This window comes from Enteractinococcus helveticum (assembly GCF_001657475.1).
Taxonomy (GTDB): domain Bacteria; phylum Actinomycetota; class Actinomycetes; order Actinomycetales; family Micrococcaceae; genus Yaniella; species Yaniella helvetica.
In genome coordinates this window covers 1-23,830 of record NZ_LXEY01000113.1, presented here as the reverse complement: position 1 = coordinate 23,830, position 23,830 = coordinate 1, and the positions used below count along the sequence as shown (strand labels likewise).

Below are 23,830 nucleotides of genomic sequence, written 5' to 3'. Positions count from 1 at the left end.
TGCTAGTTCTGAACTCTCATAGAAGTAGGCCTGTAGGTCAGCTCTGAAATCGATAGCGGTTCCACAACCGTGCGATTAATCAACGGATGTGCCGAAGGGCGCGCGTCTTCATGTTCGGCGGTGAGCTCTTCGTGGAGCTTTTCGCCTTCGCGCAGCCCAGTGAAGACAATCTCGACGTCTTTACCCGACATGGCGATCATGCGTTTGGCGATGTTCAGGATCTTGACTGGTTCTCCCATGTTCAAGATCATCACTTCACCAGTGCTCCCGATGCCGCCAGCTTGCAGTACCAGTTGACACGCTTCGGGGATCGTCATGAAGTATCGAGTGACATCCGGATGTGTCACGGTCAACGGACCACCTTGTTCGATCAGTCTCGTGAAAGTCGGCAGCATCGATCCTCGGCTGCCGATCACATTGCCGAACCGAACCGACAGGTAGAGTTGTTGGGTTTGTTGACCCATCCACGAGGTGAGCTGTTCTGCCGCACGTTTGGTGTGGCCCAGCACGCTGGTTGGATTCGCCGCTTTGTCAGTGGAGATGTTAACGAACCGCTCCACGCCCACAGCCGCAGCGGCCTCTAGCACGTTCTGTGTGCCGACGACGTTGGTTTTCCAACCTTCTTCTGGGTGGCGTTCCAGCATCGGTAGGTGTTTCAGTGCCGCAGCGTGGAAGACAACCTGTGGTCGGTGTTCTTCGAAGATCCGGCGCAGCGCATCCGCGTCGCGAATGTCGGCTAATACGGTCTCTTTGGTGTTAAGCAGTCCGTTGCCGTTCACCATGAGCTGAGCCGTTTGCAGGCCGGTCTCACAACGATCCAACATGATGAGCTCGGCTGGATTGAAGCGGCTAATTTGCTCGCATAGCACGGAGCCAATGGATCCGCCCGCACCGGTGACCAGTACTCGGGCACCGGTCAGGTAAACGGCAATGTCTTCGACGTTAGTATCGACGGGCTCGCGGCCAAGCAGATCATCGATCGAAATATCACGCAGATCGGTCGGGTGGACACCACGTTCGAGTAGGTCGTGCAATGGTGGGATGACCTTGACCTGCACGTCATGTTCAGCCGCGACCTCTTGGACCTGACGCAGCATCCGTGGGGCGGGTTCGGCGACTGCGACGACGACTACCTTGGCTCCAGTTTGCAGGATGAGCTCGGACAGTTCCTCGACTTGGCCAAGCACTCTAACGTGATAGAGCTGTACATGAGCTTTCTCTGGTGCATCATCGATCAAGCCCACCGGCCAGTATTTGGCCCCCGGTGTGGTGACCATCTGGCGGATCAGGTTGGTCCCGACCTCACCGGCTCCGATGACCAAGGTGCGTGCTGCTTTGCGATCTGGCACAGCACGTGCCAGACGACGCAGACGCTGCACGAATCGGGCCCCGAACATCAACAGGATTGCAGTCGGGATGATCAATACGCTCATCGTCACCGGATGATCGATGGTATATCCGGCAATCAAGTTTGCGATCACCATGGTCAATCCGGTGGCGAATCCGGTCTTTAACAGGGCGCGTATCTCGTCAAAGCTGCCGGCGCTATACCGGAAGCGATAAAGAAACGCAGCCCAACCGAATGTGAATTGTGCAAGCGTTGCCACCAACACGAGCACAATGACCAGTACTGCGGTTGAAAGGGTGAGCGAAAAATCATAGTAGACCAGGTAGGCCGCGACGATGGCCGCCGCCCAGCACGCTACATCGAAGTAGTATTGAGCAGGTCGAAACCGGGGTTTGCCATGGTGACCGTATCTTGCAGGTTGTTCTGCTGCGTGTAGGGCGGTCATCGGAAGTCACCGCAATACACTGCTCGGCTCTGCGCGTTAAAATGCGTTATAGACGTCGCCATGACGGACCGACCTCTCCTTATGATGTGTGAGCATCTTGTAGTGTGTGAGCGCTGGGAGGTGGTCCCGTGTTATTTCCGTTGAGGAAACGGTGACCAAGATCTCAGCTAATTCACAGGCTAGGGAGGCAGCGCGAGGCAATCACTAGCTATTTGACTAGTTTGAAGCTTGGGGTTCGAGTCCCAACGGCTAGCTAGTGCTTGTGGGGAAGCGCTTGATGGGGCGCAGGTTAGCGCTAGGTTTGCGTTGGGTTTAATGTTCAAGGAGTGCTATCAGCCCAGGTGGCTGGCGGAATTATAAGCTAGGTCTGACTGCTAGTGACCCGCGGTCGAAGAATTATGGCAACCTTCAACTAGTATGGACCCACCTTTCACGAAATATGAGTGTTTGGTGAGGATAGTGTGGCTCTTCTACCGACGTAGTTGCCATTTGGTCACTGCGCAGTTCGCCACCTAGCCACCCTGCTGCATGAGACTGGGCAGGTAGTCGTTGCGGTACTCATAAACCGCGAGCACACCATGAGATGGACTGCGCTCGACAGGAGCCCATGGCCGCTGCTGTTGGGAACGTCGCGGGCCGTTGCGACATTGCGGCGCAGTCGACGTCGAAAACGCACCAGCGCCCGCAGTGCTGCCGATCAACGAGCTGGAATTGATTCGACTTCCTACAGGCGCCGGGATGGCGATAATTTGTTTAATCAATGCGCGTACTCAAGTCCAGGTGGCCAGCTTCTACTGACGGACGGCTAGGCTAGTACGCTAGGTTTTGGCTCGTCCGTCACTAACGCCCAAGGTCACGACAACCCCGCTACCAACGCCCTTATCGACAGCAACATTGGGGAATTCGTGGCTAAGAAATCTCCGCGAACTGGAAGAAAAGACAGCCAAGAAATTACCGCGATTAACAGCGCTTCGAGGACTGTCATGGCGATGTTCCGGGCGCGACAAACATGAGCACAATGACAAAGATCATCACTCACCCCTTTTAAACCCAGGGTTTTGTGCACCTCATGTTGGCCCGGCTCGATCAACCCTTGACGGCCGTTTGACTATTGCTAGCTGAGAAGCAGCTAGCGCCTCGTTGGATCAGGCTCTGTATATGCCGAGATACTCATGATGTGCACTGCGATGAGGAGCGTACTATTGCCGCTCACGCAGCTCGTTGTCAGCTGCTGTCAGATTCGAAACTATTGCTTCGAGTTCCTGTACTTTCTTTTTCAGTGCATGGAGTTCATCTTCGACCCGTGTCCCCAACAGTGTGCCGTCCCGAAGGTGAACAGGCTCACCGAGATCATTGAAGATCTCTCCGATACGAACTACCCCATCGCCGCATTGAACTTCGTAGTGCTCTCCTATTTTCCGGAGGACTTTGCCGATGACACCGGCGGCTTTGGGTTCTTCAACCACACCGCCAGAGCGTAGAACTCTGAGGCGCTCGCCCTTACTGTAAACGTATGCGCCGGGGTGGGGCGGAGCCGCCGCGCGAATGAGCGCATCCACCTCTCTTGCCGACAGCTGCCAGTTGATCAAACCGTCCCCTGGGTCACGTTTACCAAGGAACGTAGCTAAGCTATCGTCCTGAGGGACAGGGGACCAGTCAAGTCTTTGAAGTTTGGGCAGTAATTGATCCATCGCTTGGGCGAGGGTTCGTAAGCACTCTGCTGTAACATCCGCCGCGTCCATGTCTTCCGTAACCTGAAACGGAACTTGCTCGAGAATCCCACCGCTGTCAGCATGTTCCGCAATTTCAAATAAAGTCGAAGCTGCTGGAACCTGACCAAGAGCAATCCAAGCAACTGGCGCCCTGCCCCTACCTTTCGGGAGCGCGGTAGGGTGATAGCCTACGCACCCCCTGTGGGCAGTCGATAGTATCTCAGATGAGACTAATTGGGAGAGTCCTACAACGAACAGAAAATCGACATCCCATGCCTGAAGTTGGTCAACGACCGATTTGTCGTTCACCCGCTCGAATCCGAAATAATCAACTGTCAGTTCTTTCGCAAGGCTACGGAGATGAGACTCCTCCTGACGAGGTTCGTGCCCGGCTATGCCAACAAGTTGTATGCCACTTTTCGCGATATGACGTGCTGCGACAGCGCTACTGCCCACGGCTCCAACCACCGCAGCTCGTATAGTCTGTGTGCCCATTAGTCCTGCTCCGTCGGTTTTTCGCCGAAAAGTATGACTGATAAGGTTTTCAACAGAATTCTTGTATCAAATGAAAACGACACGTTATCGACATAGATCCTGTCATAGCGCCATCTCACGGGCCAGCTCAAAGTTATGTTCCCATTGGTCTGAGCATGACCGGTCAGTCCCGGTTTTACTAAGAATCTATGCCTGCCGTCTTCAGTCACTTCCTCAATGGTGTCCGCAAGAAATGGGCGTGGCCCAACGATGCTCATTTCCCCGCGGAGCACATTGTAAATTTGGGGAAGCTCATCGATCTTCAACCTGCGCAAAACCCGTCCGACTCTTGTCGTATCCGGATTCCCAGGAAGGACTTCTCCAGTTGAACGGTTGCCGTGCCGCATGGTTCTCAACTTATAGATGTTGAAGGTAGTCAGACCTCTGCCAACTCGTTGTTGACGAAAAAGCACGGGCCCGGGAGTTTCTATTTTCACAGCCAATGCAGCGGTAGCTACTATTGGAGCAACAGCTACCCCGGCAGCAGCGGCCACACAGACATCGAATACCCGCTTGCCGTACTTCTCGTAGAATGAGCTGTTTCGGTTGAGCATTGCCTGCTGAACCCAAAGTTCTGTTGAACGCAGTTGATCCAACTGAACCGTACTGTGATCGCTTTGCCAAGTAGCTGTTTGAGAACTGTTCATGATCATCTTTTCTGGTCGGATTTACCAGGTTTCCTTAATGAGAACGAATCCCTCGGCTGCGTCGAGGCCTTGTTGACTCCCCCGCCAACGGGCAAGGTGTTCTACAGCCTTGACTGACCTCGCATGAGGGAAAGGATACATTTGCGATGCGTAACAACGAAGCGCCTCAAGTTTCCTCTCAAGCTGGCTTTCACTCAAACTTATCCAAACGTTCGGGGTAAACCCCGGTTCAAGATATGGCACATTCCAGTGGGTCTCTGACTGCACTTCGTAAGCTAATACGCGTTTTATCCGTTGCCCTATCTCCGTGTTCGGTCGCCAAGCGACACTCGCAGCGTGAAATAGCGAACGATGATCACCGTGTAAATCGAAAGGGAACGGAACATATAAGATCTCCGGTTCATGCTCCGCAATTAAACGGTGCACTTCCTTGTTGACTTGCCATACAGGCTCCTGCGGATATGTGACAGCAGGTAAGTCCCCAAAGGTTACCCTTGATACGCCCAACCCTTTTAAACTCCGTGAGGCTTCAGAACGCACCGTATCAAATTCTTCTTGCGTGAATAGCGGATGTCCGTCCGATGCCGTACCGGGGCCAGTTGCTATCACAACAGAAACGTCGTCGCCCTCATCAACGTGCTTGGCGATCGTGCCTCCGGCTCCAAGCGTTTCGTCGTCAGCGTGAGGTGCAAGCACAAGAACATTTGCCATAAAACAAGCCTCTTCCGGAATATGTTTATAGCGTGAATAAAGGTGTGAGGAGACTCATAATTTTCATTCTGAGTCAAACAGGATCTTACAAGAACACCACGGAGATAAGAACCATCTGCTTACCCTCAAAAGCTTTTTATCCCATCCAGAAATGTAGCTACTGGCACAGAAAAAGCTGCTCGATTGCCGATGTTATATCGGCAATCGAGCGGCTCATTTAACTGCGAGTTCAATGTTAGGTCGCGAGCGCACCGCGTTTGGATTCTGCTGTCTGGTTGGCACGATTAGCCTTGACCCAGCCGTCGGTGATGTCCCAGATGGAGATAACGGCTACACCAAAGCCGAATATTACCGCCAGGGTGTACAAGCTGTCACCTTGGACACCGTTTTCTGACCAAAGGTTGATGAACTTCGCACTGAACAGATCACCCCGGACTAACAGGGTGATGAACCAGCTGAAAAATGCCATGCTCAGCACGGTATTGACTGCGGCCATCATGAAATTCCAGCCACCTCGGGCGTACAGGACGAGCGCAAAAATAGCTTCCAGAACCAACAGACCGATCAAACCGGTCATCGCCCAGGGCCATAACTCGGGATTCAAAACGGCAATAGACTCGCCGTCGATGCGAATGAACGCCCGAGTTTGATCCCAGATAAGAGCAGCAAGCATCAAACCAATGAAGACCAACGATGCGATGAGGTCACCTTTTCCACGGCCAACTTCTTGTGGCTCCGGGAGATTCTCTACGCTCCATGAAATCCCAATGTCTCCTCCAGAACGCTCGATAATGACAAACGTCAGTGTGACCCAAAAGCACACATGAAGAATGGTCGAGATAGTTGCCACGATGGCTTCGGCCAAAATATCGCCAATAGTGCCGCCAGCCAGCACCTGAGCGAATGCGACGACAACGAAGACGATCGGTGGGATGATCACCAGGAGGCGTTTCAGTAAGCGCCACCACGTGAGATAGTAACGGGGACCAATCAGATGTAATGGACGATCTGCATAGCTGGCCGCCAGGATGCTGGGATCGCCCAGTTCGGTCAACACTGCACGCTCAGCCGTTTCGCGAGTCTCGCCGTGCTCGATGCGGGCCGTGATGGCATCGGCAATAGACGCTTCGAGTTCCGCACGCACGTCGTCGTGCATTTCAGCGGGTAGTTCGTTGATGATAGCGGTGATATAGCGTTCAGAAAGTGAAGTTTTCATGGGATTGCTCCTCACGAGCCAGGCGGTTGATCGGGCAGTGCGGCAATCGATTCGGTCAATCTCTGCCACTCTTGGTACAGGACCCCTGCCAGCCTGAGCCCAGCCTCCGAGGTTTGATAGAACTTTCGGGGTCGTGATTCTTCTGTGTTCCAGTAACTCGTGAGGTGCCCTTGTTTTTCGAGGCGCCTCAACAGTGGATACAACGTATTAGCTTCGGTTTCGAAACCCGCTGCCTCGAGCTCTTGCAGCAGGCCGTAGCCATAGCCTGGAGATTGCAGCAACTGCAGACAGGCCAGCACGATAGTGCCGCGCCGCAATTCTTGAAGATGGGTTTCGAATGCCTCAACCATGTAGAACACTATACTGTGTCAAACACACTATCATCAAGGGCACAATAAGGTTTCTGTCAGTACGCCATGCTCGATAACGCAATGCTTCACGCTCCTGCCCAGGTCACAGGGCTGTTTGATCGCAGCAATGTACAAAAAATGTTGTGAAGGATAGTGTGCCGCTCCCCGCGATTCTGAAAAGCCCGCTGAGCCTGCCGGTCCTATCAGCTCCGATGTCCTGACTGGTCTTCATGGCAACTATCTGCACGACTCGATCACTGGTGCAGGATACGCCCCTGATGCGCAGGGTAGCGCTGACCCATCCGCGATGTCGTGTGGCAGTCACAGGAAATCCGAGGACAAAACCTGGTGCGACATCTGGGGTTCGGGTCAAGGTATAACGCCCTTACGATTATGCCGGGATATGAAAACACACAGGTCCCATTGGCCACCGGTGTCCAGCGCGAATAGCATGACCCTCGTGTGGAAAGCTCTTGGTGCCCTGTGTGTAGGTCTATTCATTACGCTGATGGACCAGTCGCTGGTCGCCATCGCGCTGCCCCAAATTACTGAAGACCTGGGTGCATCAGTCAACCAGGCGGTGTGGGTCTCGGCGGTGTATCTGCTGACGTTCGCGGTGCCACTGCTTGTGACTGGTCGACTCGGCGACCGGTTCGGTCAACGCAATATGTACCTGGTCGGGATGGCGGTCTTCGTACTGGCCGCGACGGCGTGCGCGTTCGCGCCCACCATTGAGTTCCTCATTTTTGCCCGGGCGATCCAGGGCTTCGGGGCCTCACTGTTGAACCCACAGCCCCTGAGCGTCATCAACCGGATCTTCCCATTCCACAAACGCGGCGCTGCCATGGGTGTGTGGTCAGCTGTTGCCAGTTCATCTGGACTCTTCGGTCCGGTGGTCGGTGGCTTCCTGGCCGGAGGGCTAGGCTGGCGTTGGGTCTTCTTCCTCTACATCCCGTTTGGCATTCTCGCGATCGTGTTGGTTGCACTCTGGGTTCCCAAATTGCCCACTGGAGTCTCTCGCATCGATCCGCTCAGCGCCATCCTGTCCTTGATCGCGGTCCTTGCCATTGTGCTCACTCTGCAACAGGGCCCAGAACTGGGCTGGCCAATCTGGCTCTTTGCTGTCCTAGCACTCGGACTCATCGCGCTTATGGTGTTCATCTGGCTCCAACACCGAGCCCAACGCCGCGATCAGGACGCCCTGGTGCCGCTGGAATTGTTCCGGATCCGCAACTTCCGCTGGGGTTCACTTTCAGTATCTACCCTGGGATTCGCGGTCTACTCGATGAACCTGCCCATCATGTTGTACCTGCAGCTTTCTGCCGGACTCAGCGCACAACTGGCAGGTTTGCTTATCCTGCCCCAAGCTATCGTATCCGTGGTGATGGCCCCCATCCTCGGCCGCCTCACCGACCGCCTGCCACCGGGGCGCATCTCCAAGATCGGATTTGGTTCTATGATGACGTCGATGGCACTCTTTGCCATCCTGATGTCGGCAGAAGTGCCCATCGGTTGGCTGCTCATCCCTCTGGTGTTCCAAGGAGCAGCCAATGCCATGTGTTGGTCAGCGAACTCGGCCATCTCAATGCGCGGCCTGCCCGAAAACCTCGTGGGTGCCGGCTCCGGCGTCTACAACACGTCCCGCCAGGTCGGTGCAGTCATCGGGGCCGCCGCACTGGGCGCGGTCATGCAGGTCAGCCTCCAGCACACCGGGTTCGCCCAAGCCATGGGTTTGTCGCTCGTGTTGCACGTGGTGGTGCTGGGCTTGGGTTTTCTGGCGGTTTCACGCTTCCGAGCCGAAAAGCAGCATCCAACATCGGCCAATTCTTAAAAGCTACCCCAATACAGAGCGCTGTCGCGCCCCCGAATGACGGCGAGCGCGACAGCAGCAGGCGAAGGTTCAGGTACTAGCCGCGTGCTGGTTGCAGTAACACTTTGGAGTAGCCCTCTTCGCGCTTATCGAAGCGCTCGTAGGCGTCCGGGGCATCTGCCAGCGGCAGTTCCTTGGAGACGACGAAGCCGGGTTTGGCGCGGCCGGCGATGATCAAATCGCGCAGCCGGTGGGCGTATTTTTTCACATTGGCCTGCCCGGTGCCCATTGTTTGGCCCTTTTCAAAGAACCGGCCAATCCTAAACAACAGCTCACCTTTGGCCGAGTGCTCATCCGGTGCTCCGGGATCGGACGGCACATAGAGCCCGACGACGCCCAATCCCCCGGTGGATCGCACGGTATCAACCAGTTGATTGAGCACAATGGCTGGTTGTTCATTTCCATCGGGTTCGGTGGCCTGGTAGCCCACGGCGTCAATACCGCGATCCACGCCGTAGTCTTGGATCGCATCACGGATCTGTTGGGCAGGGTCGCCGTCGTCGAAGTTAATGGGCTCGGCCCCCAGTTCCTTGACCAATTCCAGCCGATTTGGGACGTGATCGACCACAAACACCCGACTGGCACCCTTAATCTGGGCAGAGTAGGCTGCCATCAGCCCAACGGGGCCGGCACCATAGACCGCAACGGTTTCACCGGGTTTTACACCGGCCAATTCCGTAGAGTGGTAACCGGTTGGGAAGATGTCGGCCAGCAGGGCGAAGTCTTTTTCGTGTTCTTCACCTTGGGGTAGTTGCACGCAGTTGTAATCGGCAAATGGCACGCGAAGGTATTCGGCTTGGCCGCCACCATACGGGCCCATACCAACATAGCCGTAGGCACCACCGGCCTTGCCAGGTTCGTTCACAGTCAAACAGAAGGCGGAGTTACCGGCTCGGCAGTTATCGCAAAAACCACAGGCAACATTGAATGGCATAACCACCCGGTCACCAACTTTGACGGTGGTGACGCCGGAGCCGACTTCTTCAACAATGCCCATGTTTTCGTGGCCAAAGGTAATGCCGGGTTTGGCATCCGTGCGGCCTTCATACATGTGCAGATCGGAGCCACAGATCGCAGTCGAAGTGATTTTGACGATCACATCGGTGGGGTATTGGATGACAGGGTCGTCGACGTCTTCCACGGCGACTTCAAAAGGTCCTTTGTAGACAACAGCTTTCATGAATTATTCCACTCCTGACGGGGTGTTGCTATTTCGGTGTGGATTCGAAGGCTGCCACACCGGCCTCGGCAACCGTTTGATCGTTGTCGACGGTCGAACCGCTGACCCCAACCGCACCAATAACGGTGCCGTCGTCGAGTTTCAACGGGATGCCACCGGGAAACGTGATGAGTCCGCCGTTGGAAAATTCCAGGTGATACAGCGATTCGCCCGGCTGCACCATGGGCGACAGATCGCCGGTTGGCAATCAAAATACCGTGCGGTGCGGGCCTTTTTAATCGAGATATCAATGCTGCCCAGCCACGCGTCGTCCATGCGGCCAAAAGCTTTCAAATTGGCTCCGGCATCGACGACTGCCACATTCATTTTCAGATCGAGCTCTGCTGCACGGCGCAAACATGCGTCCACAACGGTTTGGGCCTGCTGCAGGGTAATGGTCGAGGGATTACTGGTCATGGTGCGACTCCTTATTCCATAGGGTTCGGATGCGAATGACCAGACGTTTGCGAGGTTGCGCGCTCTATTGGACTACGCTGTAGCTCGCCAACGCCTCTCATCCCATTGTGGCCGGGATGAGCAGTTTCCGAAACGGGGTGTGCGTTACAGCGAGGTTAAATGCTGATCCAGATCCAGGGGCTTGCGTGGTTTATGCTTGCGCTTATGCTCGGGCACACCACCCACGTAGATCCAGCCGAGCAGCTGTTCGTCCTTGTCTAGTTTCATGGCTTTGCGAACCGCTTTGGAGCGTGTGGCATGCCCGGTGCGCCACATGGTGCCCCAGCCGGCTTCGGCCAACAATAGGCTCAGGAAATGCGCGACCCCTGCGGCCACAGTTTCCTGTTCCCAGTACGGCACCTTCTTGCTCTGTTTCGGACTGACGACGACGGCCAGCACCAGGGGCGCTCGGGTGGCCTTCGAGATGCCCTTTTCCTTGGGCGTCTTATTGGCCTTGGCCAAGGCTTTGCCCAGGGTCTCACGGTCTTTGCCGCGCAGCTCAATGATCCGCCATGGCCGCAATCGCGAATGATCAGGCACACTCGACATCACGCTGACCAATTCGCCAAGCTCCTCGTGACTAGGTGCTTCGTCGGTGACTTTGGAACGTGATGCGCGGCGGGCCATGGCGTCATAGACGGGGCGGGAAGATGCTGAGTCGGTCGTCGTCATTGGCATCCCTTATCTCGCGACGTGTCGTGCACTACGCAGCGACTGCAGTACGGAAGTGTTGCCTATATTACTGGACGCAGGTAGCTGAAGCCCGTGGTTCTCAGGATTTTTTTCAGGTCAATCCGCTAGGGTGTTCGAGGCACTAAACGCCGTACCCAAACTGCCCCGTTTCATTCGAGGATCATAATGTTCGCAACGCCGCGTAAGTTCTTCCGCTTCTTTGCCATCGCGGAGGTGATCTCGTGGACACTGCTCATTGCCGGTCTCATTTTGCGTGCCACCCAGGGCTGGGATGTGGCGGTAACCATCGGCGGCGGGATCCACGGGTTTGTGTTCTTATCCTATGCATTGACGGCGATCCTAGCCTCGAAAAACCAGCGGTGGTCGGCTGGACCAACGGCCATTGCTATCATCAGCGCGGGCGTACCCTACGCGACGGTACCGGTGGATATTTGGTTAGACCGCACCGGTCGACTCGAGGGTAACTGGCGCCGCACAGCAACCGAAGACCCTCGCGACCACACCTGGCATGACCGCCTGCTGCGCTGGGTCATCAACCACCCAGGTCGCAGCGTGCTCATCGGATTAGTTGCCGTCGTGGTGGTCTATGTTGCCTTATTGCTGATGGGCCCACCCGTGGAACGCTAAGCGGCGAACCGCTAGTCAAACCAGCCGGTCTCCATATCAATCAGCCAGTGACTTCTCAACGTCAAGGCACGCTCCAAGGCAGCCAAAATACTGAGCACCAACGCCGGTGTAGTCGCCCAGTCTGGTAATCGAATTGGTGAGGTAAACGGGTCGATATATTGTTGGGCAAATCCTATCTGCGTGATGATCTCAGCAATGTGCAGCAACCCGAATGGCAAAAGTGTCAGCAGAATGACGACGGCGAGTATACTCATCAGCCGACTGATCCTAGGCGCTCGCTGAGCTAGGCTGGCGCGCAGGCCCTCGGCACTGGCGGGGTCAGGTTTTAGCACTCGAGCTTGACCGGTGCGGTCCACGAAGTGCATTCGTTTCAGCCCGTAGGTACTCGCAGCAACTTCGATTGTGCCACCCTCAACAGGGAATTCGGCCGGCAGATCGGCTTGGGCGGTATGCACACCATCGAGATAGAGGTCAGCTTTGTCGTCCCAGTCAAAGTAGTTGACGTTGACGGCATAGAGTTTCGCACGGCCCTCGGAGGTTTCTAGCGGCGCATAAAACAACGACCTTGTCAGCCCGTGCCAAACGCGGAACGGTTTGAGCGGGTGGCCGTCTCCTGGGCGTATCCTTTTCTTCTTGCGACCAAAGCCCCAGTCGGAGCCGGTGCCTGTCGAATTCATCGAGGATAGATCAATCGTGGAGTTGGCCCCTCCAGACGCGCCACCACGATCTTCACTTCATTGAGCTCTACCTCAAGCCCGTGAATCCGCTCATCTACCTTGTCGAACCGCGCGTCCATACGTCGACTCAACCACGCGAGGCCGGCAAGATATCCACCTCTGAGTGTTACTAGCAATGCTGCGGCTGTGATGATCGTTGCAATCACATCAGCTGACATGTACATACCCCTTATTGTGCCCCAAGTGTTACTTCATGTTCCAGCAAATGTACAACATCGCCGTCTTTCCTATCAGACGGCAGCATCCACCTGTGGAAAACTGCGTGGGGCCTCATGTTTCCCAACATAGGTAGGGTACCCATAGGTCTGAGCCCAAGTACTTGGGCAAACTGGGTCCCGGCAATATCTATGGCCGGGACCCGTGCAGCGTGAAGTTAGAACGGGTACTGTGCGATCGAAGAGCGCACGGTCAGCCACTGCGTTTCAGTAAAGGCTTCGATATTGGCTTGAGCCCCACCGAAGCGCGATCCGGTACCGGAGGCACCGACACCACCAAATGGGGCGTTGGCTTCGTCGCCGACGGTTTGTTCGTTGATGTGAATCTTGCCGGAATCAATCTGATCGGCCAAATCCATGGCGGTGCCGACGTCGCCGAGAATCCCGACCGATAGTCCGTATTCGGAGTTATTGACGATCGCTGCGGCGTCTTCAATGGTGGCAAACGACATGACCGGAGCAACCGGGCCGAAGATCTCATCTGCCCAGGCGGTGTTGTCGACAGAGACATTGGATAGCACGGTTGGTGAGTAGAACAGGTCCTCGTACTGGCCACCGGCTTCAACCTTGGCGCCCTGGGTCTGGGCCTTTTCAACGATCGAGTGGATATTGTCGCGCTGGCCTGCATCAATGACTGGGCCCAGTGCCACGGCCTCGGTCGCGGGATCGCCGATCGGCAGGTTCTTGGCCTTTTCTGCCAGTTTGGCAACGTACTCATCGACCAGTGACTCGTGGACCAGGTGGCGTCCGGCGGTCATGCAGATCTGGCCCTGGTGCATAAATGCACCGAATGCACCAGCGGAAACCGCAGCATCCAGATCAGCCCCCGGCAGCACAACCAGAGCGTTGTTGCCACCAAGTTCCAGGTGTGCACGTTTCAGGTTGCGGCTAGCAGCCTCACCGACCTTGCGGCCGGCTGCCGTTGAGCCAGTAAACGACACCACACGAACTTCAGGTGCTTCGGTCATGGCTGCACCGGTATCGCCACCGCCCGGTAGTAAGTGCAGGACGCCCTCGGGCAGGCCAGCTTCTTCCAAGACGCGTGCGATCATCAGACCACCGGTGACCGGCGTGCGCGGATCCGGCTTCAACAGCACAGAGTTGCCTAATGCCAGCGCTGGAACAACCGAACGGATCGAGAGGATTAGCGGAAAGTTGAACGGCGAAATCACGGCAACAACACCTGCCGGACGACGACGGGCGAACGACCATCGTGGCTCATCCGAAGTCAGCACATCACCCTGCGGCGCGGTGCACAGCGCTGCTGCCTCGTAGCATTCCTGTGCTGCCACGTGAAGTTCGAGATCGGCTTTGGGCGGGATGGCCCCGGTTTCTTTCATAATCCAGGACTGCAGCTCTTCGGCGTGCTGTTCAAACAAGAGACCGGCTTTGCGCAGAATCGCAGCGCGCTGTGTCGGGACCATCTTGGCCCATTCTTTCTGTGCAGCCGCCGCGCTCTTAGCTGCTGTTTGGACGTCGTCAGGACTTGCCGAACCAATTGTCCCGAGAGTTTCACCGGTTGCTGGTTCAATGATGGCGATGTCTTTGCCCGTGCCGGATTTCCAAGCACCGGACAGAATATTGTTGTGCCAGCGTGGATCGTCAAGCAGAGTCGTTTGCTCTTGCGTCTGTGTCATCTAGGTTATCTCCCTTGTAGAAAGCAATGAGTGGTAGGGACAGAAACCCTGAGCATTCCAGGGCATCCCCTACCAGTGTGCTGTATCACGGAATGAAGGTAAAGATGATGTCTCTCGCAGCGAATCAAATGGCCCGTCAACGGCAGTTATTTGAGTTTACCGTCGGAAAGGTCCAGTTCTTCTGCTGGATCCGGCGGCAGAGTCTGATCGTGATTCCAGATTGATTTTAACCAGCCGTTATCCGCCAAAGATTCTCGAAGTTGTGTTTCAATTTGTCGGATCCGCTCCCTCGTCACTCCGTGATCCCGGCCGATCGCATCTAGGGTCGCGGCTTTGGCATCCAGCGTCGTGATTCCCGCTCGCTTGTACAGAATGTCCTGGTCTCGATCTGTCCAGTATGAAACCACAATGTCTAACGCCTCACGGAGCTCCTGACGATAGATCCTTTCGACGGCGTAGTCTCCACCTTCGAGAGTCGTGGGGTCCACAATCAGTTCACTCAGACCGTATGGAATACCGTCAACCCAGCAATCACGTGACAGAGAAACAATTGTGGGTTCCGCTTCAAGGACACTTCGAACCTTGGCTGGTTCGACTTTCAGCTTCACAGCTACTTGCTCATCTGACGCTGGTTCTCCAGCACTTATCAATTCCTGTCGAGTTTTATTGATCTTGTTGATTTGTTCTACGACGTGTACCGGAAGCCTGATTGTTCTAGATGAATCGGCCATACTTCGGCTCATGGCCTGCCAGATCCAGTTATATGCGTAGGTAGAAAATTGGAACCCTTTTTTGTAGTCCCAAAGTTGGATACCTCGCAGTAATCCGATATTTCCTTCTTGAATAAGGTCAAGGAATCCAAAGGAGGCTTCCTTGAGCCAGCTGTACTTCTTTGCGACAGAGACGACAAGTTTGAGGTTAGCGTTCACCATCTTTTGAAACGCATGCTCCCCTCGCTCGACGATGCTCCAATAGTCACGCCGTTCTCTGCGTGTCTTCGTGAAGTTCGTCTTTAAAATATGTTCAGCATACAAACCGGCTTCTACTTGTTGAGCCAGCTCAACCATTTCTTTGTCTGCAAGGAGTTCATACCGTCCGATCTTTGCTAAATAGTCGCCCAATGCATCGTCGGTAATACGGATACCTCTCAGGCGTTCCTTAGGCCTATCCTCATCGTCGTCAAAAATGTCATTCCATCGTGGCCCTTGCTGAGGCCCTTCGGAGGACAGCTCAACGTCGATCGAACTTTCTGGAACTTCGGCAGTTCTATCGACGATGATCTCAGCACGCGGCGATTCGTTGGGCTGCGGGGCTAGAAACTCGATGAGCTCCTCGAGATGTTTCTCAAGGTCGAAGTACATGTAGTTGCGAGCATAGGGCAGGACATCCGGAAGAAATCGTTCTTGTCGTGCTGGATCTTCAATAGTTCCGAAGGCATACAGGTACACGAACCGCCCTCGGTCTCCGCTCGGCCTTTTCCGAATGACGCGCCCCAACCGCTGAATGAATTGCCGTTGAACGCGACTGCCTGATGTTTGAATTGCAAGGTCAGCAGCTGGGACATCGACACCTTCATCTAGCACTCGAGGGGCACACAGGGCTTGGAGATCTCCTCGACGAAACGCATTCATGGTGCCAAGTCGATCGACTTTCGACATTCCGGACATAAGAGATCCAGCGGGTACACCTACAGCTTCTAGCGTTTGAGCTGCAGCATGGGCCTGATTCTTACTCGACCCGAATACCAGAGTTCTTTCCGATGCATCAACAGCTGGTGCTAAAGCTGCTAGAGCATGATTCTTCACAACAGTGTTCGCGAGAAGCTGCTGCCGATCAGCAACATTTTTAAGGTACCGCCGTGCAATCGCTCCTTCAGCCGAAGCATCATCCCGTTGCGCAAGCAGACCGATCGCTTCCATAAAGTCATGCTCGTTCAAACTGTGCAGCTCGATATAGTTTCGCAAACTCAGAGTATCGACGCGAATTTTTTCAGATAAGTCATCGTAGGCGCTCTGTTCGTTGGGCAACAAGTAGATTCCGACCAGCGCGATATCGAACTTGGAAATAACGTCATAACGCTGCGCTTCTTTGTACCAGATCCGATAAACGATAGGACCGAAGTACTCGTCCAGGATCTCATTCTGGCCATCATTTCTGGTGTAGGTTGCGGTAAGCCCGAGACGCCAGGTGTAGTTCTCTTCTAGAGCGCTAGCGAAAAATGGTGCCGCATAGCGGTGGCATTCATCCGCAACAACTAGCCCTGATCTGAAGTAGTCGATAACTGATCGTGCACTCGCACTATTAATGATTGCCACAATCACATCGACGTCACGAAAATCGGCCGTGTGATTACCCCCGAGACGACCTATCGAAGCTGTCTGTAGATCTCTTCGGAGAGTCTCCGTCCATTGGTCTTGTAGCTCAGACGTGGGTACGAGAACGGTAACTTTCATGCCAACGCGCAAAGCCTGAGCGATGGCTGCAACACCCACACGCGTCTTGCCCGCACCAGTTACCGCTTCAATCACGCCACGAAAATTGTGAGTGCTCCATGCTTGAAGCGCTCGTCGCTGCCATTCATATAGTTCGGCAAACTCGAAATTGCTCACGACGGTGCGATAGTCAATGCTGGAGACCGCGTTCTTTTGCACGTAGCACCGCCGTATTCTGCTGTATTTCCCTCAATCTTTGATTCAATTATCGGACAAAACGCCTTGTGAGCTACTAATGCACCGTCTGTTAAGATCTGGGTCACATTTCAGGTGCGTTAAGCACGAAAGTCGACAAACCCTTCTCAAGGGTTTATCGACTTTCGAGTCAACGTGTAGACCGAATTATTTCTCGGGCTGGTCTATCGGTTTGTCGCCGTTGTCATAGACTGGTCCGGATTCTTCACCGGTAACCAGTTTCACTGAACTGGTTTCGGCTTCTTCTTTATACCAGTCGGTGTATTTCGGATCCGAGGCGTCTACGGCACTGCCCGCACCACGACCGTCCGGCGAATGTTTGACGGCGAGTTCGAATTCTTCGCCGTGATCCTCGATGCCGCGAATAACGGCGTCACTGACTGCCTTCTTCGCGTAATCGTAACGAATCCGAGCGGGGTCCGTGGACAGGTCTTTCAAGAACGCCCAGACCATCAAAATCAGCACGATACTGAACGGCAGTGCAATGAGATAGGTCAGGCTCTGCAGGCCAGATAACGCGTCTTCACCACCGGACAGCAGCATGACGATGGCAATACCGATCATGCACAGGCCCCAGAATACGACCAGGGTTTTCTTGGGTGCCGGGTTGCCTCGCGACGTCATCATACCCATGACCACGGATGCCGAGTCCGCTGCGGTGATGAAGAAGATCGCGAGCACTGCCATGAGAATAAACGGCGTAATCGCGTTGAAGGGCAAGGTATCAAAGAGGTTGAACAGCACTGCCTCTGGTGAGGCATCGCCGTTGAATCCTTCGACCCCGTTGATGGAGTTGATGATCGAGGCACCACCAAATACGGTGAAGGCTAGGATCAAAATCAGGGTCGGGACGCCCATGGTAACCAGCGCAAATTCACGCAGGGTACGACCACGCGAAATACGGGCGATGAAGGTACCAACAAACGGCGTCCAGGCAATCCACCATGCCCAATAGAATGCGGTCCACCAGGTTTGGAATTCGACTGTTTCGGGACCCCAGGATAATGATTTGGCCATCATCGGCAGGTAATTGTCGATGTAGTGCAGGATGCCGGATGGTACCAAGTTCAACAGGTACAGGGTCGGGCCGGCGAAGAACACGAATAACACCAGACCCAGTGTGAAGGTGATGTTGATGTTCGATAGGTAGCGGATACCTCGAGAAACACCTGACACGGCACTGATAATAAAACCGGCGCCCAGGATGCCGATAATGATGATCAGCGTGTTGTTCCCGATTGGGCCGATGCCGCTGACGATGGTGACGCCCTGACCGATTTGAATAGCAGACAGTCCCAGTGTGGTTGCCGTACCGAAGAGCGTGGCAATGATGGCAAAGATGTCGACGAGCTTTCCGGCGAAACCGTCAGTCTTGGATTTGCCGAAGAGCGTTTGGAAAATGGAGGAGATCAGTGTTGGCCGACCGCGGCGGAACGTTGCATAAGCCAGCGCCCCGCCAACGAGTGCGTACATACTCCAGATGTGCAGACCCCAGTGGTAACTGGCCTGGGAGACACCCTGGTGGATGGCTTCTCGGTTGACCTGCGGAGTTTCTCCTGCGGCTTGTTGCAGAGCGTTCATCGTCTCTTGCTGGGCTGCGGGAGTGTGCGGTGGCGGAGAAAGAAAGTGCGACAGCGGTTCTGAGGGACCATAGAAGAACAACCCGACGCCGAGTCCGGCCCCGAACATCATGGCAACCCATGAGAACCGTGAGAATTCGGGCTTCTCGTCGTCTTTGCCCAGTTTGATCTTGCCGTAGCGGCCGAACGCCACGTACAGCATGACGAACAGCCCAACGCCCATGGCCAGGTTCAGCAGCCATCCCATGTTTTCCATGGACCAGCTAAACGCGATGCCAGCAACGGTGCCCACCGATTCGGGGCTCAAAATACCCCACAGCACGAAGGCCACAATCAGCGATGCGGTGACAGCGAAGATAACCTTATCAATGCTGAAGTTGCGATCTTGATCGTCAATGCCAACGCCCGACAGTAGGCCGGGGTGGATATCGCCGGGGTACAGCCCGAGGGCTAGGGTTTTTCGTTTGGAACGGAGCTTGCCCACAAGCGGGGTTTTTGTGGTTTTACGCTCGGTCGAAGGATCCGAGGGGTCGAGGTTCAAAACTGTGTCTCCTTTGAGATCACGGTGCGCGGTAGTGTCGCCGCGTTGGAAAGCTTGCACAGGTGTCGTTGTCCGAGGCCACGAGTATTAGACTTTCGTGCAGGTAATAATGCAACAGCTGACGACACAGCGCTGTGGATGATCTCTGGAGCGTGGTGGCTCTGGAGCGTGCCTCAAACGTTCCAGTGTACTACCGCCGTCAACGAACTCCCAATTAGAACAGTGTCGACTTCGGCACATATGCAAGAGGCGCCGCACACCCCGTAGGTGTGCAGCGCCTATTGGCAAGCTATGAGCTCAGGCGTCTATTCGCTTAGTCGGTGCCAGCATCGAATGCGGCGTTGAGGCCGGCGGCTTCCTGATCTGCGTCAAGGTCAACGTCGGAGACTGCGATCTGTTCTGCGCCACCCACTTCGAGTTCACCCATGAGTTCGGCGGTTGGGCCACCCAGGGTGCCGCGGGATGCGTACTGTTCCAGACGAGCGCGCGAGTCGGCGATGTCCAGGTTGCGCATGGTCAGCTGGCCGATGCGATCGTCCGGACCGAAGGCGGCGTTTTCGACGCGCTCCATGGATAGTTTCTCTGGGGTGTAGGACAGGTTTGGTCCGGTGGTGTCCAGGATGGTGTAGTCGTCACCGCGACGCAGGCGCAGAGTGACTTCACCGGTGATGGCGGAACCGACCCAGCGCTGAATGGATTCGCGCAGCATCAGTGACTGTGGATCGAACCAGCGGCCTTCGTACATTAGGCGGCCCAGGCGGTAGCCGTTGGTGTAGTAGTTTTCGATGGTGTCTTCGTTGTGGATCGCGTTGAGCAGGCGCTCGTAGGCGATGTGCAGCAGGGCCATACCTGGTGCTTCGTAGATGCCGCGGGATTTTGCTTCGATGATGCGGTTTTCGATCTGGTCGGACACACCCATACCGTGGCGGCCACCGATGGTGTTGGCTTCCAGCACCAGTGCGACAGGGTCAGTGTATTCGGTGCCGTTGATGGCCACCGGACGACCCTCGTGGAAACGGATCGAGACTTCTTCGGTTTTGACTTCGACGTCGTCACGCCAGGCGGCAACGCCCATGATCGGTTCGACAATGTCGAGCCCGACGTTGAGGAATTCTAAGGATTTGGCTTCGTGGGTCGCGCCCCAGATGTTGGCGTCGGTCGAGTAGGCCTTTTCGGTCGAGTCGCGGTATGGGTAGCCGCGTTCGACGAGCCACTCGGACATTTCTTCACGGCCGCCGAGTTCTTCTACGAACTTGGAATCCAGCCATGGCTTGTAGATTAACAAGTTGGGGTTGGCCATCAGACCGTAACGGTAGAACCGTTCGATGTCGTTGCCCTTGTAGGTGGAGCCGTCGCCCCAAATGTTGACGTTGTCTTCTTTCATGGCACGCACCAGGAGTGTACCGGTCACGGCGCGCCCCAGCGGGGTCGTGTTGAAGTAGGTTTTGCCAGCCGAGCGTACGTTAAACGCACCGGTCTGCAGGGCTACGAAGCCTTCTTCAACCAGTGGCTTCTTCGCGTCGACAAAGCGGGCGATTTCTGCACCGTAATCTTTGGCGCGATCAACCACGCCTTCGATATCCGGCTCATCGTACTGGCCAATATCAGCGGTATAGGTGCATGGGATAGAACCGTGTTCGCGCATCCACGCGACGGCTACAGACGTATCGAGACCACCTGAGAAGGCGATACCAACGCGTTCGCCGACGGGGAGAGAAGACAAAACCTTAGACATGGTCTCAAGAATAGTGGTTTAAGGTCTGCTTCACCGAATCGTTGCACTGAACGACCTGGCACTGTCAGCTAACCTTCAGGAGTTGTGGCTTAAGCTGGGTGCATGTCGAATTCTGACGTGAATGAACCCAATCGCCTCATTAGCTTCCCGATTGACCAGTGGGGTGTGCCTGATAATCCGAACGTCGGCATGGTCATCGGCTCCGACAACACCGGTGAGCGCTTCAACCTGGTGGCTGTTGCTCCCGATGGCACCGTGGGATCGGCCGCGTTTCGCGACCGACCTGACGCCGAAACAACCGTGGGACTGATCAACAAAACATTAGACTCCCCCGCTACCGGTCGTATGGGTGGCCCGTTTGTGATGTTTCGCAAAGGGAAATTCAAACAGGGCATCCGTTGGGTGGGTTTCGATCTGAAAACGGTTCAGGGCAAACCGGCCCCGGATACCGACAATCCTCGGGCCATGGTGTGGCTGCTGCCCGCTTCTGATGAAAAATCAGTGGCACTGGTTGATACCCGGGACCCAGATAATTACCGGCCCATCGGTTTTTTCTTCACTGTTGACGACGCCAATGCGTTTGTCGACACGATGGATGCGATCGTCTCATCCATCTCCGAATCCGCTGGCTAACGGCTCATCCTTCTTGTTGGTCGATTTGCGGAAGGAATTCCTCAGGTAGCTCGGCAACCAGGATGAGCACCAGGTCATGAAGTTTCCAATCCATGTCACTGAGTTTTTCACGGGTGTCTTCGACTTCTTCCAGTGACGGCAGTTGACCTTCGTGGGGAACGACAAACACTTCGGTATGGAAAACCTGGCCCTGATCGCGGAGTCGCACATCAGCTTCTTTGACCCAGTCCAGCTTCAGGATGGCGTCCCTGGTGTCAGCGATCAACGGGTGCGGTTGCTTGGAATCCGTCGTGGTGGCTCGTGCATCAATGAGGCCGGCCAAGCAACTACGGAGATTGTTGATACCGTCGCGAATAATGTCGACAGAAATAAAAATGGCTGCCGCCGCGTCAAACCACCATAGTCCTGCACCCACTCCAAGAATTCCGACACCAGTTGCAAACCCTGTCATCCAGTCGGCCTTGTTCATATCCGCGTCGGTGTGGAGCACCTTATTATGCAGTAGTGGTGCCAGCTTGGATTTCATCCGACCTAAAAAGACGCTCGGAATCGCGACCAGAATCGAGGCACCAGACATCAGCCATCCGACCCACAGCTGGACGCCGAAAATTTCTATCATGCCGATGGGTGGCCGATCGCCTTGGACCAGACCCATCGCAGAGTCGACAAAAAGGTAACCGCCCAACGTCAGCAACGAGGTAGCCGCCACCAGGTGGCCGACTCCGATGGCCCGGTGATATCCATATGGATGGCGCGGGGTTGGTGCCCGACTAATGAATCGGATAGCCACCAGAAACGCTAATGGTGGCAATAGTGACAGTGCATCTTCGATCCAGGCAGCTTTCATTGCTTGAGAACTGCCAGCCAAAAGCACAATAACCGCGGTCGCAATGAGCTTATATACCACGGTGATCCGTTCGAGCCGGACGGCTCTGCGCAGTGCGTCCTGTTGCTCTTGGGGCAGGTCATGGTGCCCGAAATACCGTACTTTTTTGGTCGGCTTCGCACTCATGGACGCATCTCCTCTGGCACTTGTTGATCAATATCTTGATCTAAGAGGAATCGTTCCAAACTCGTCATAAAGGCGTTTTCACCCATTTGGACTGCCATGACATGTTTAGCTGTTTTGCCATCCACGCCAAGGGACTCCGCATACGAGGTGGTCAAGCCAGCATCGGAGGACCACGGTGATTGATCGGTGAGCCCACCGATGACGACATCGAGCTCACGTTCCGATAGCAACTTGATCAGTTGTTCCTCACCGCCAGCATGCCATTCAACTTCGGCATCAATCGATTCGGCATAGTCTTCAATGAGTTGGGCCTCAATGCCCCCGGGCTCATCCGGGCTGTGTTCCGCTGCCGTATCGGTCCATGGTGGCTGGTGCGAAACACCGGCGCGCAGTGTTGTACCGCTAATTCGGTTCAGAGTGCCATCTGGATCAGCAGGATAGTGGCCGCCACAACCGACCAGGCCAAGAGCCAGTCCACAAACGACCAGCATTCGACCTAGTACACGAGCTATTGGAACAGGAGTTTTCACGTGGTCCACCGTCCTTCCGCAAGGTGGTCAGCGAACTTGATGCTTTAAGTGATCTTCTTCGACCTTAAAGAGTTAGAGGTTGAAATACAAGATATTTTCGATGACTTCTCCATGCTGGGATATCACTATGGACGCTGACTTAGTATCCCCTGATAACTGCCTGAGGTCTGTTGACTCTGCAAGCTCTGACTGCAAGCGTGGAAAGTGTCAGAGTTCCCCTGAATTGAAAGGAGAGAACGATGGTAACTGCTCGCGAAATCATGACCCCTGATGCCGAATGTGTCGGGGTCAATGACACTATTACCCAGGCCGCAGAGAAGCTCCGGGATCTCGGAGTTGGCTCAATGCCATTCTGTGGTGAAGATAACCGATTGAAAGGTATGTTGACCGACCGCGACATCGTCATTGGCTGCATTGCGGCCGGAAAAGATCCTAACGCGATGACCGCCGGCGAATTCGGCAACGAAAAACCTGTAACTATTGGAGCAGACGACTCCATTGACGAAGCCATCGCCACGATGAAAGAACATAAGGTGCGTCGTCTGCCAGTCATTGATGGCCACGACCTCGGTAATTTTCAAGTCGGGTGAGACCAGCGAGTGTTTAGGCAGCGAGTTGTGTGTCCTTTTGTGACGGTTCGGTGGGCTGGTTGATCCAGGCGGCTGCTGGCAGCTGCAGGGTTTTGGGCAGCTCAT

The 23,830-nt window shown here is 55.1% G+C and carries 22 protein-coding genes; 4 read left to right on the top strand and 18 right to left on the bottom strand.

The genetic code is table 11. The features are described from left to right. Positions 1-2: 2 nt before the first annotated feature. From A6F49_RS15830 to A6F49_RS15805, 6 genes are all read right to left on the bottom strand, one after another. The gene (locus A6F49_RS15830; protein ID WP_067605866.1) at positions 3-1,793 is read right to left on the bottom strand and encodes a polysaccharide biosynthesis protein; all 1,791 of its coding nucleotides are present in this window, start codon (positions 1,791-1,793) and stop codon (positions 3-5) included. A 1,199-nt stretch (positions 1,794-2,992) separates the two neighbouring features. Then, positions 2,993-4,000 (bottom strand): methionyl-tRNA formyltransferase, encoded by a 1,008-nt coding sequence (locus A6F49_RS15825; RefSeq protein ID WP_043055599.1) that lies wholly within the window; start codon positions 3,998-4,000, stop codon positions 2,993-2,995. Continuing rightward, positions 4,000-4,686 (bottom strand): sugar transferase, encoded by a 687-nt coding sequence (locus tag A6F49_RS15820; RefSeq protein ID WP_201120383.1) that lies wholly within the window; start codon positions 4,684-4,686, stop codon positions 4,000-4,002. The genes A6F49_RS15825 and A6F49_RS15820 overlap by 1 nt, the downstream gene beginning before the upstream one ends. A 21-nt stretch (positions 4,687-4,707) precedes the next feature. After that, positions 4,708-5,397 (bottom strand): PIG-L deacetylase family protein, encoded by a 690-nt coding sequence (locus tag A6F49_RS15815; protein ID WP_043055598.1) that lies wholly within the window; start codon positions 5,395-5,397, stop codon positions 4,708-4,710. 235 nt (positions 5,398-5,632) lie between these two features. Beyond that, positions 5,633-6,613: a permease prefix domain 1-containing protein gene (locus A6F49_RS15810; RefSeq protein WP_043055597.1), complete on the bottom strand. Its 981-nt coding sequence runs from the start codon at positions 6,611-6,613 to the stop codon at positions 5,633-5,635. A gap of 11 nt (positions 6,614-6,624) precedes the next feature. Then, complete coding sequence (locus A6F49_RS15805) at positions 6,625-6,963, bottom strand: PadR family transcriptional regulator (protein WP_043055596.1); 339 nt, start codon at positions 6,961-6,963, stop codon at positions 6,625-6,627. Between the two features lie 451 nt (positions 6,964-7,414). Between A6F49_RS15805 and A6F49_RS15800 the strand changes: the two genes are divergently transcribed. Then, positions 7,415-8,794: a DHA2 family efflux MFS transporter permease subunit gene (locus tag A6F49_RS15800; protein ID WP_043055595.1), complete on the top strand. Its 1,380-nt coding sequence runs from the start codon at positions 7,415-7,417 to the stop codon at positions 8,792-8,794. Positions 8,795-8,870: 76 nt separating this feature from the next. Here the strand turns inward: A6F49_RS15800 and A6F49_RS15795 are convergent, their stop codons facing one another. From A6F49_RS15795 to A6F49_RS15785, 4 genes are all read right to left on the bottom strand, one after another. After that, positions 8,871-10,013: a glutathione-independent formaldehyde dehydrogenase gene (locus A6F49_RS15795; protein WP_043055594.1), complete on the bottom strand. Its 1,143-nt coding sequence runs from the start codon at positions 10,011-10,013 to the stop codon at positions 8,871-8,873. A 28-nt stretch (positions 10,014-10,041) separates the two neighbouring features. After that, entirely contained in the window at positions 10,042-10,260 is a 219-nt protein-coding gene (locus tag A6F49_RS18770) for a GlcG/HbpS family heme-binding protein (protein ID WP_327019983.1), read from the bottom strand. After that, on the bottom strand, positions 10,155-10,469 hold the full coding sequence (locus tag A6F49_RS15790; RefSeq protein ID WP_327019982.1) for a GlcG/HbpS family heme-binding protein: 315 nt from the start codon (positions 10,467-10,469) through the stop codon (positions 10,155-10,157). The genes A6F49_RS18770 and A6F49_RS15790 overlap by 106 nt, the downstream gene beginning before the upstream one ends. 144 nt (positions 10,470-10,613) lie before the next feature. Then, a complete protein-coding gene (locus A6F49_RS15785) occupies positions 10,614-11,180 on the bottom strand; it encodes a nitroreductase family protein (protein ID WP_043055593.1) in 567 nt (188 codons plus the stop codon). 186 nt (positions 11,181-11,366) lie between these two features. On the opposite strand from A6F49_RS15785, the gene A6F49_RS15780 reads away from it, so the two are divergent. Then, a complete protein-coding gene (locus A6F49_RS15780) occupies positions 11,367-11,828 on the top strand; it encodes a DUF3817 domain-containing protein (RefSeq protein WP_043055592.1) in 462 nt (153 codons plus the stop codon). An 11-nt stretch (positions 11,829-11,839) separates the two neighbouring features. On the opposite strand, the gene A6F49_RS15775 is transcribed toward A6F49_RS15780, so the two are convergent. The 6 genes from A6F49_RS15775 to argG all read right to left on the bottom strand — a co-directional run bounded on the left by A6F49_RS15775 (position 11,840) and on the right by argG (position 20,960). Beyond that, positions 11,840-12,505 (bottom strand): hypothetical protein, encoded by a 666-nt coding sequence (locus tag A6F49_RS15775; protein ID WP_043055591.1) that lies wholly within the window; start codon positions 12,503-12,505, stop codon positions 11,840-11,842. Beyond that, the gene (locus tag A6F49_RS15770; protein ID WP_235605042.1) at positions 12,502-12,723 is read right to left on the bottom strand and encodes a hypothetical protein; all 222 of its coding nucleotides are present in this window, start codon (positions 12,721-12,723) and stop codon (positions 12,502-12,504) included. The genes A6F49_RS15775 and A6F49_RS15770 overlap by 4 nt, the downstream gene beginning before the upstream one ends. Before the next feature lie 215 nt (positions 12,724-12,938). Continuing rightward, on the bottom strand, positions 12,939-14,417 hold the full coding sequence (locus tag A6F49_RS15765; protein WP_082911858.1) for a benzaldehyde dehydrogenase: 1,479 nt from the start codon (positions 14,415-14,417) through the stop codon (positions 12,939-12,941). 146 nt (positions 14,418-14,563) lie between these two features. Beyond that, on the bottom strand, positions 14,564-17,068 hold the full coding sequence (locus A6F49_RS15760) for a sigma-70 family RNA polymerase sigma factor (RefSeq protein WP_052499963.1): 2,505 nt from the start codon (positions 17,066-17,068) through the stop codon (positions 14,564-14,566). 183 nt (positions 17,069-17,251) lie between these two features. Further along, entirely contained in the window at positions 17,252-19,225 is a 1,974-nt protein-coding gene (locus tag A6F49_RS15755) for a BCCT family transporter (protein ID WP_052504641.1), read from the bottom strand. 313 nt (positions 19,226-19,538) lie between these two features. Beyond that, on the bottom strand, positions 19,539-20,960 hold the full coding sequence (argG, locus tag A6F49_RS15750; RefSeq protein WP_043055589.1) for an argininosuccinate synthase: 1,422 nt from the start codon (positions 20,958-20,960) through the stop codon (positions 19,539-19,541). 102 nt (positions 20,961-21,062) lie between these two features. On the opposite strand from argG, the gene A6F49_RS15745 reads away from it, so the two are divergent. Then, on the top strand, positions 21,063-21,593 hold the full coding sequence (locus A6F49_RS15745) for a hypothetical protein (RefSeq protein ID WP_043055588.1): 531 nt from the start codon (positions 21,063-21,065) through the stop codon (positions 21,591-21,593). A gap of 4 nt (positions 21,594-21,597) precedes the next feature. Here the strand turns inward: A6F49_RS15745 and A6F49_RS15740 are convergent, their stop codons facing one another. Next, positions 21,598-22,605, bottom strand: coding sequence for a cation transporter (locus A6F49_RS15740; RefSeq protein ID WP_043055587.1), 1,008 nt, complete (start codon positions 22,603-22,605; stop codon positions 21,598-21,600). Then, the gene (locus A6F49_RS15735; protein ID WP_235605041.1) at positions 22,602-23,135 is read right to left on the bottom strand and encodes a transglycosylase SLT domain-containing protein; all 534 of its coding nucleotides are present in this window, start codon (positions 23,133-23,135) and stop codon (positions 22,602-22,604) included. Before A6F49_RS15735 ends, A6F49_RS15740 begins: the two co-directional genes overlap by 4 nt. A gap of 239 nt (positions 23,136-23,374) precedes the next feature. Here A6F49_RS15735 and A6F49_RS15730 point away from each other — a divergent pair, with 239 nt between their 5' ends. Continuing rightward, on the top strand, positions 23,375-23,725 hold the full coding sequence (locus A6F49_RS15730) for a CBS domain-containing protein (protein WP_043055585.1): 351 nt from the start codon (positions 23,375-23,377) through the stop codon (positions 23,723-23,725). The last annotated feature ends 105 nt before the right edge of the window (positions 23,726-23,830 follow it).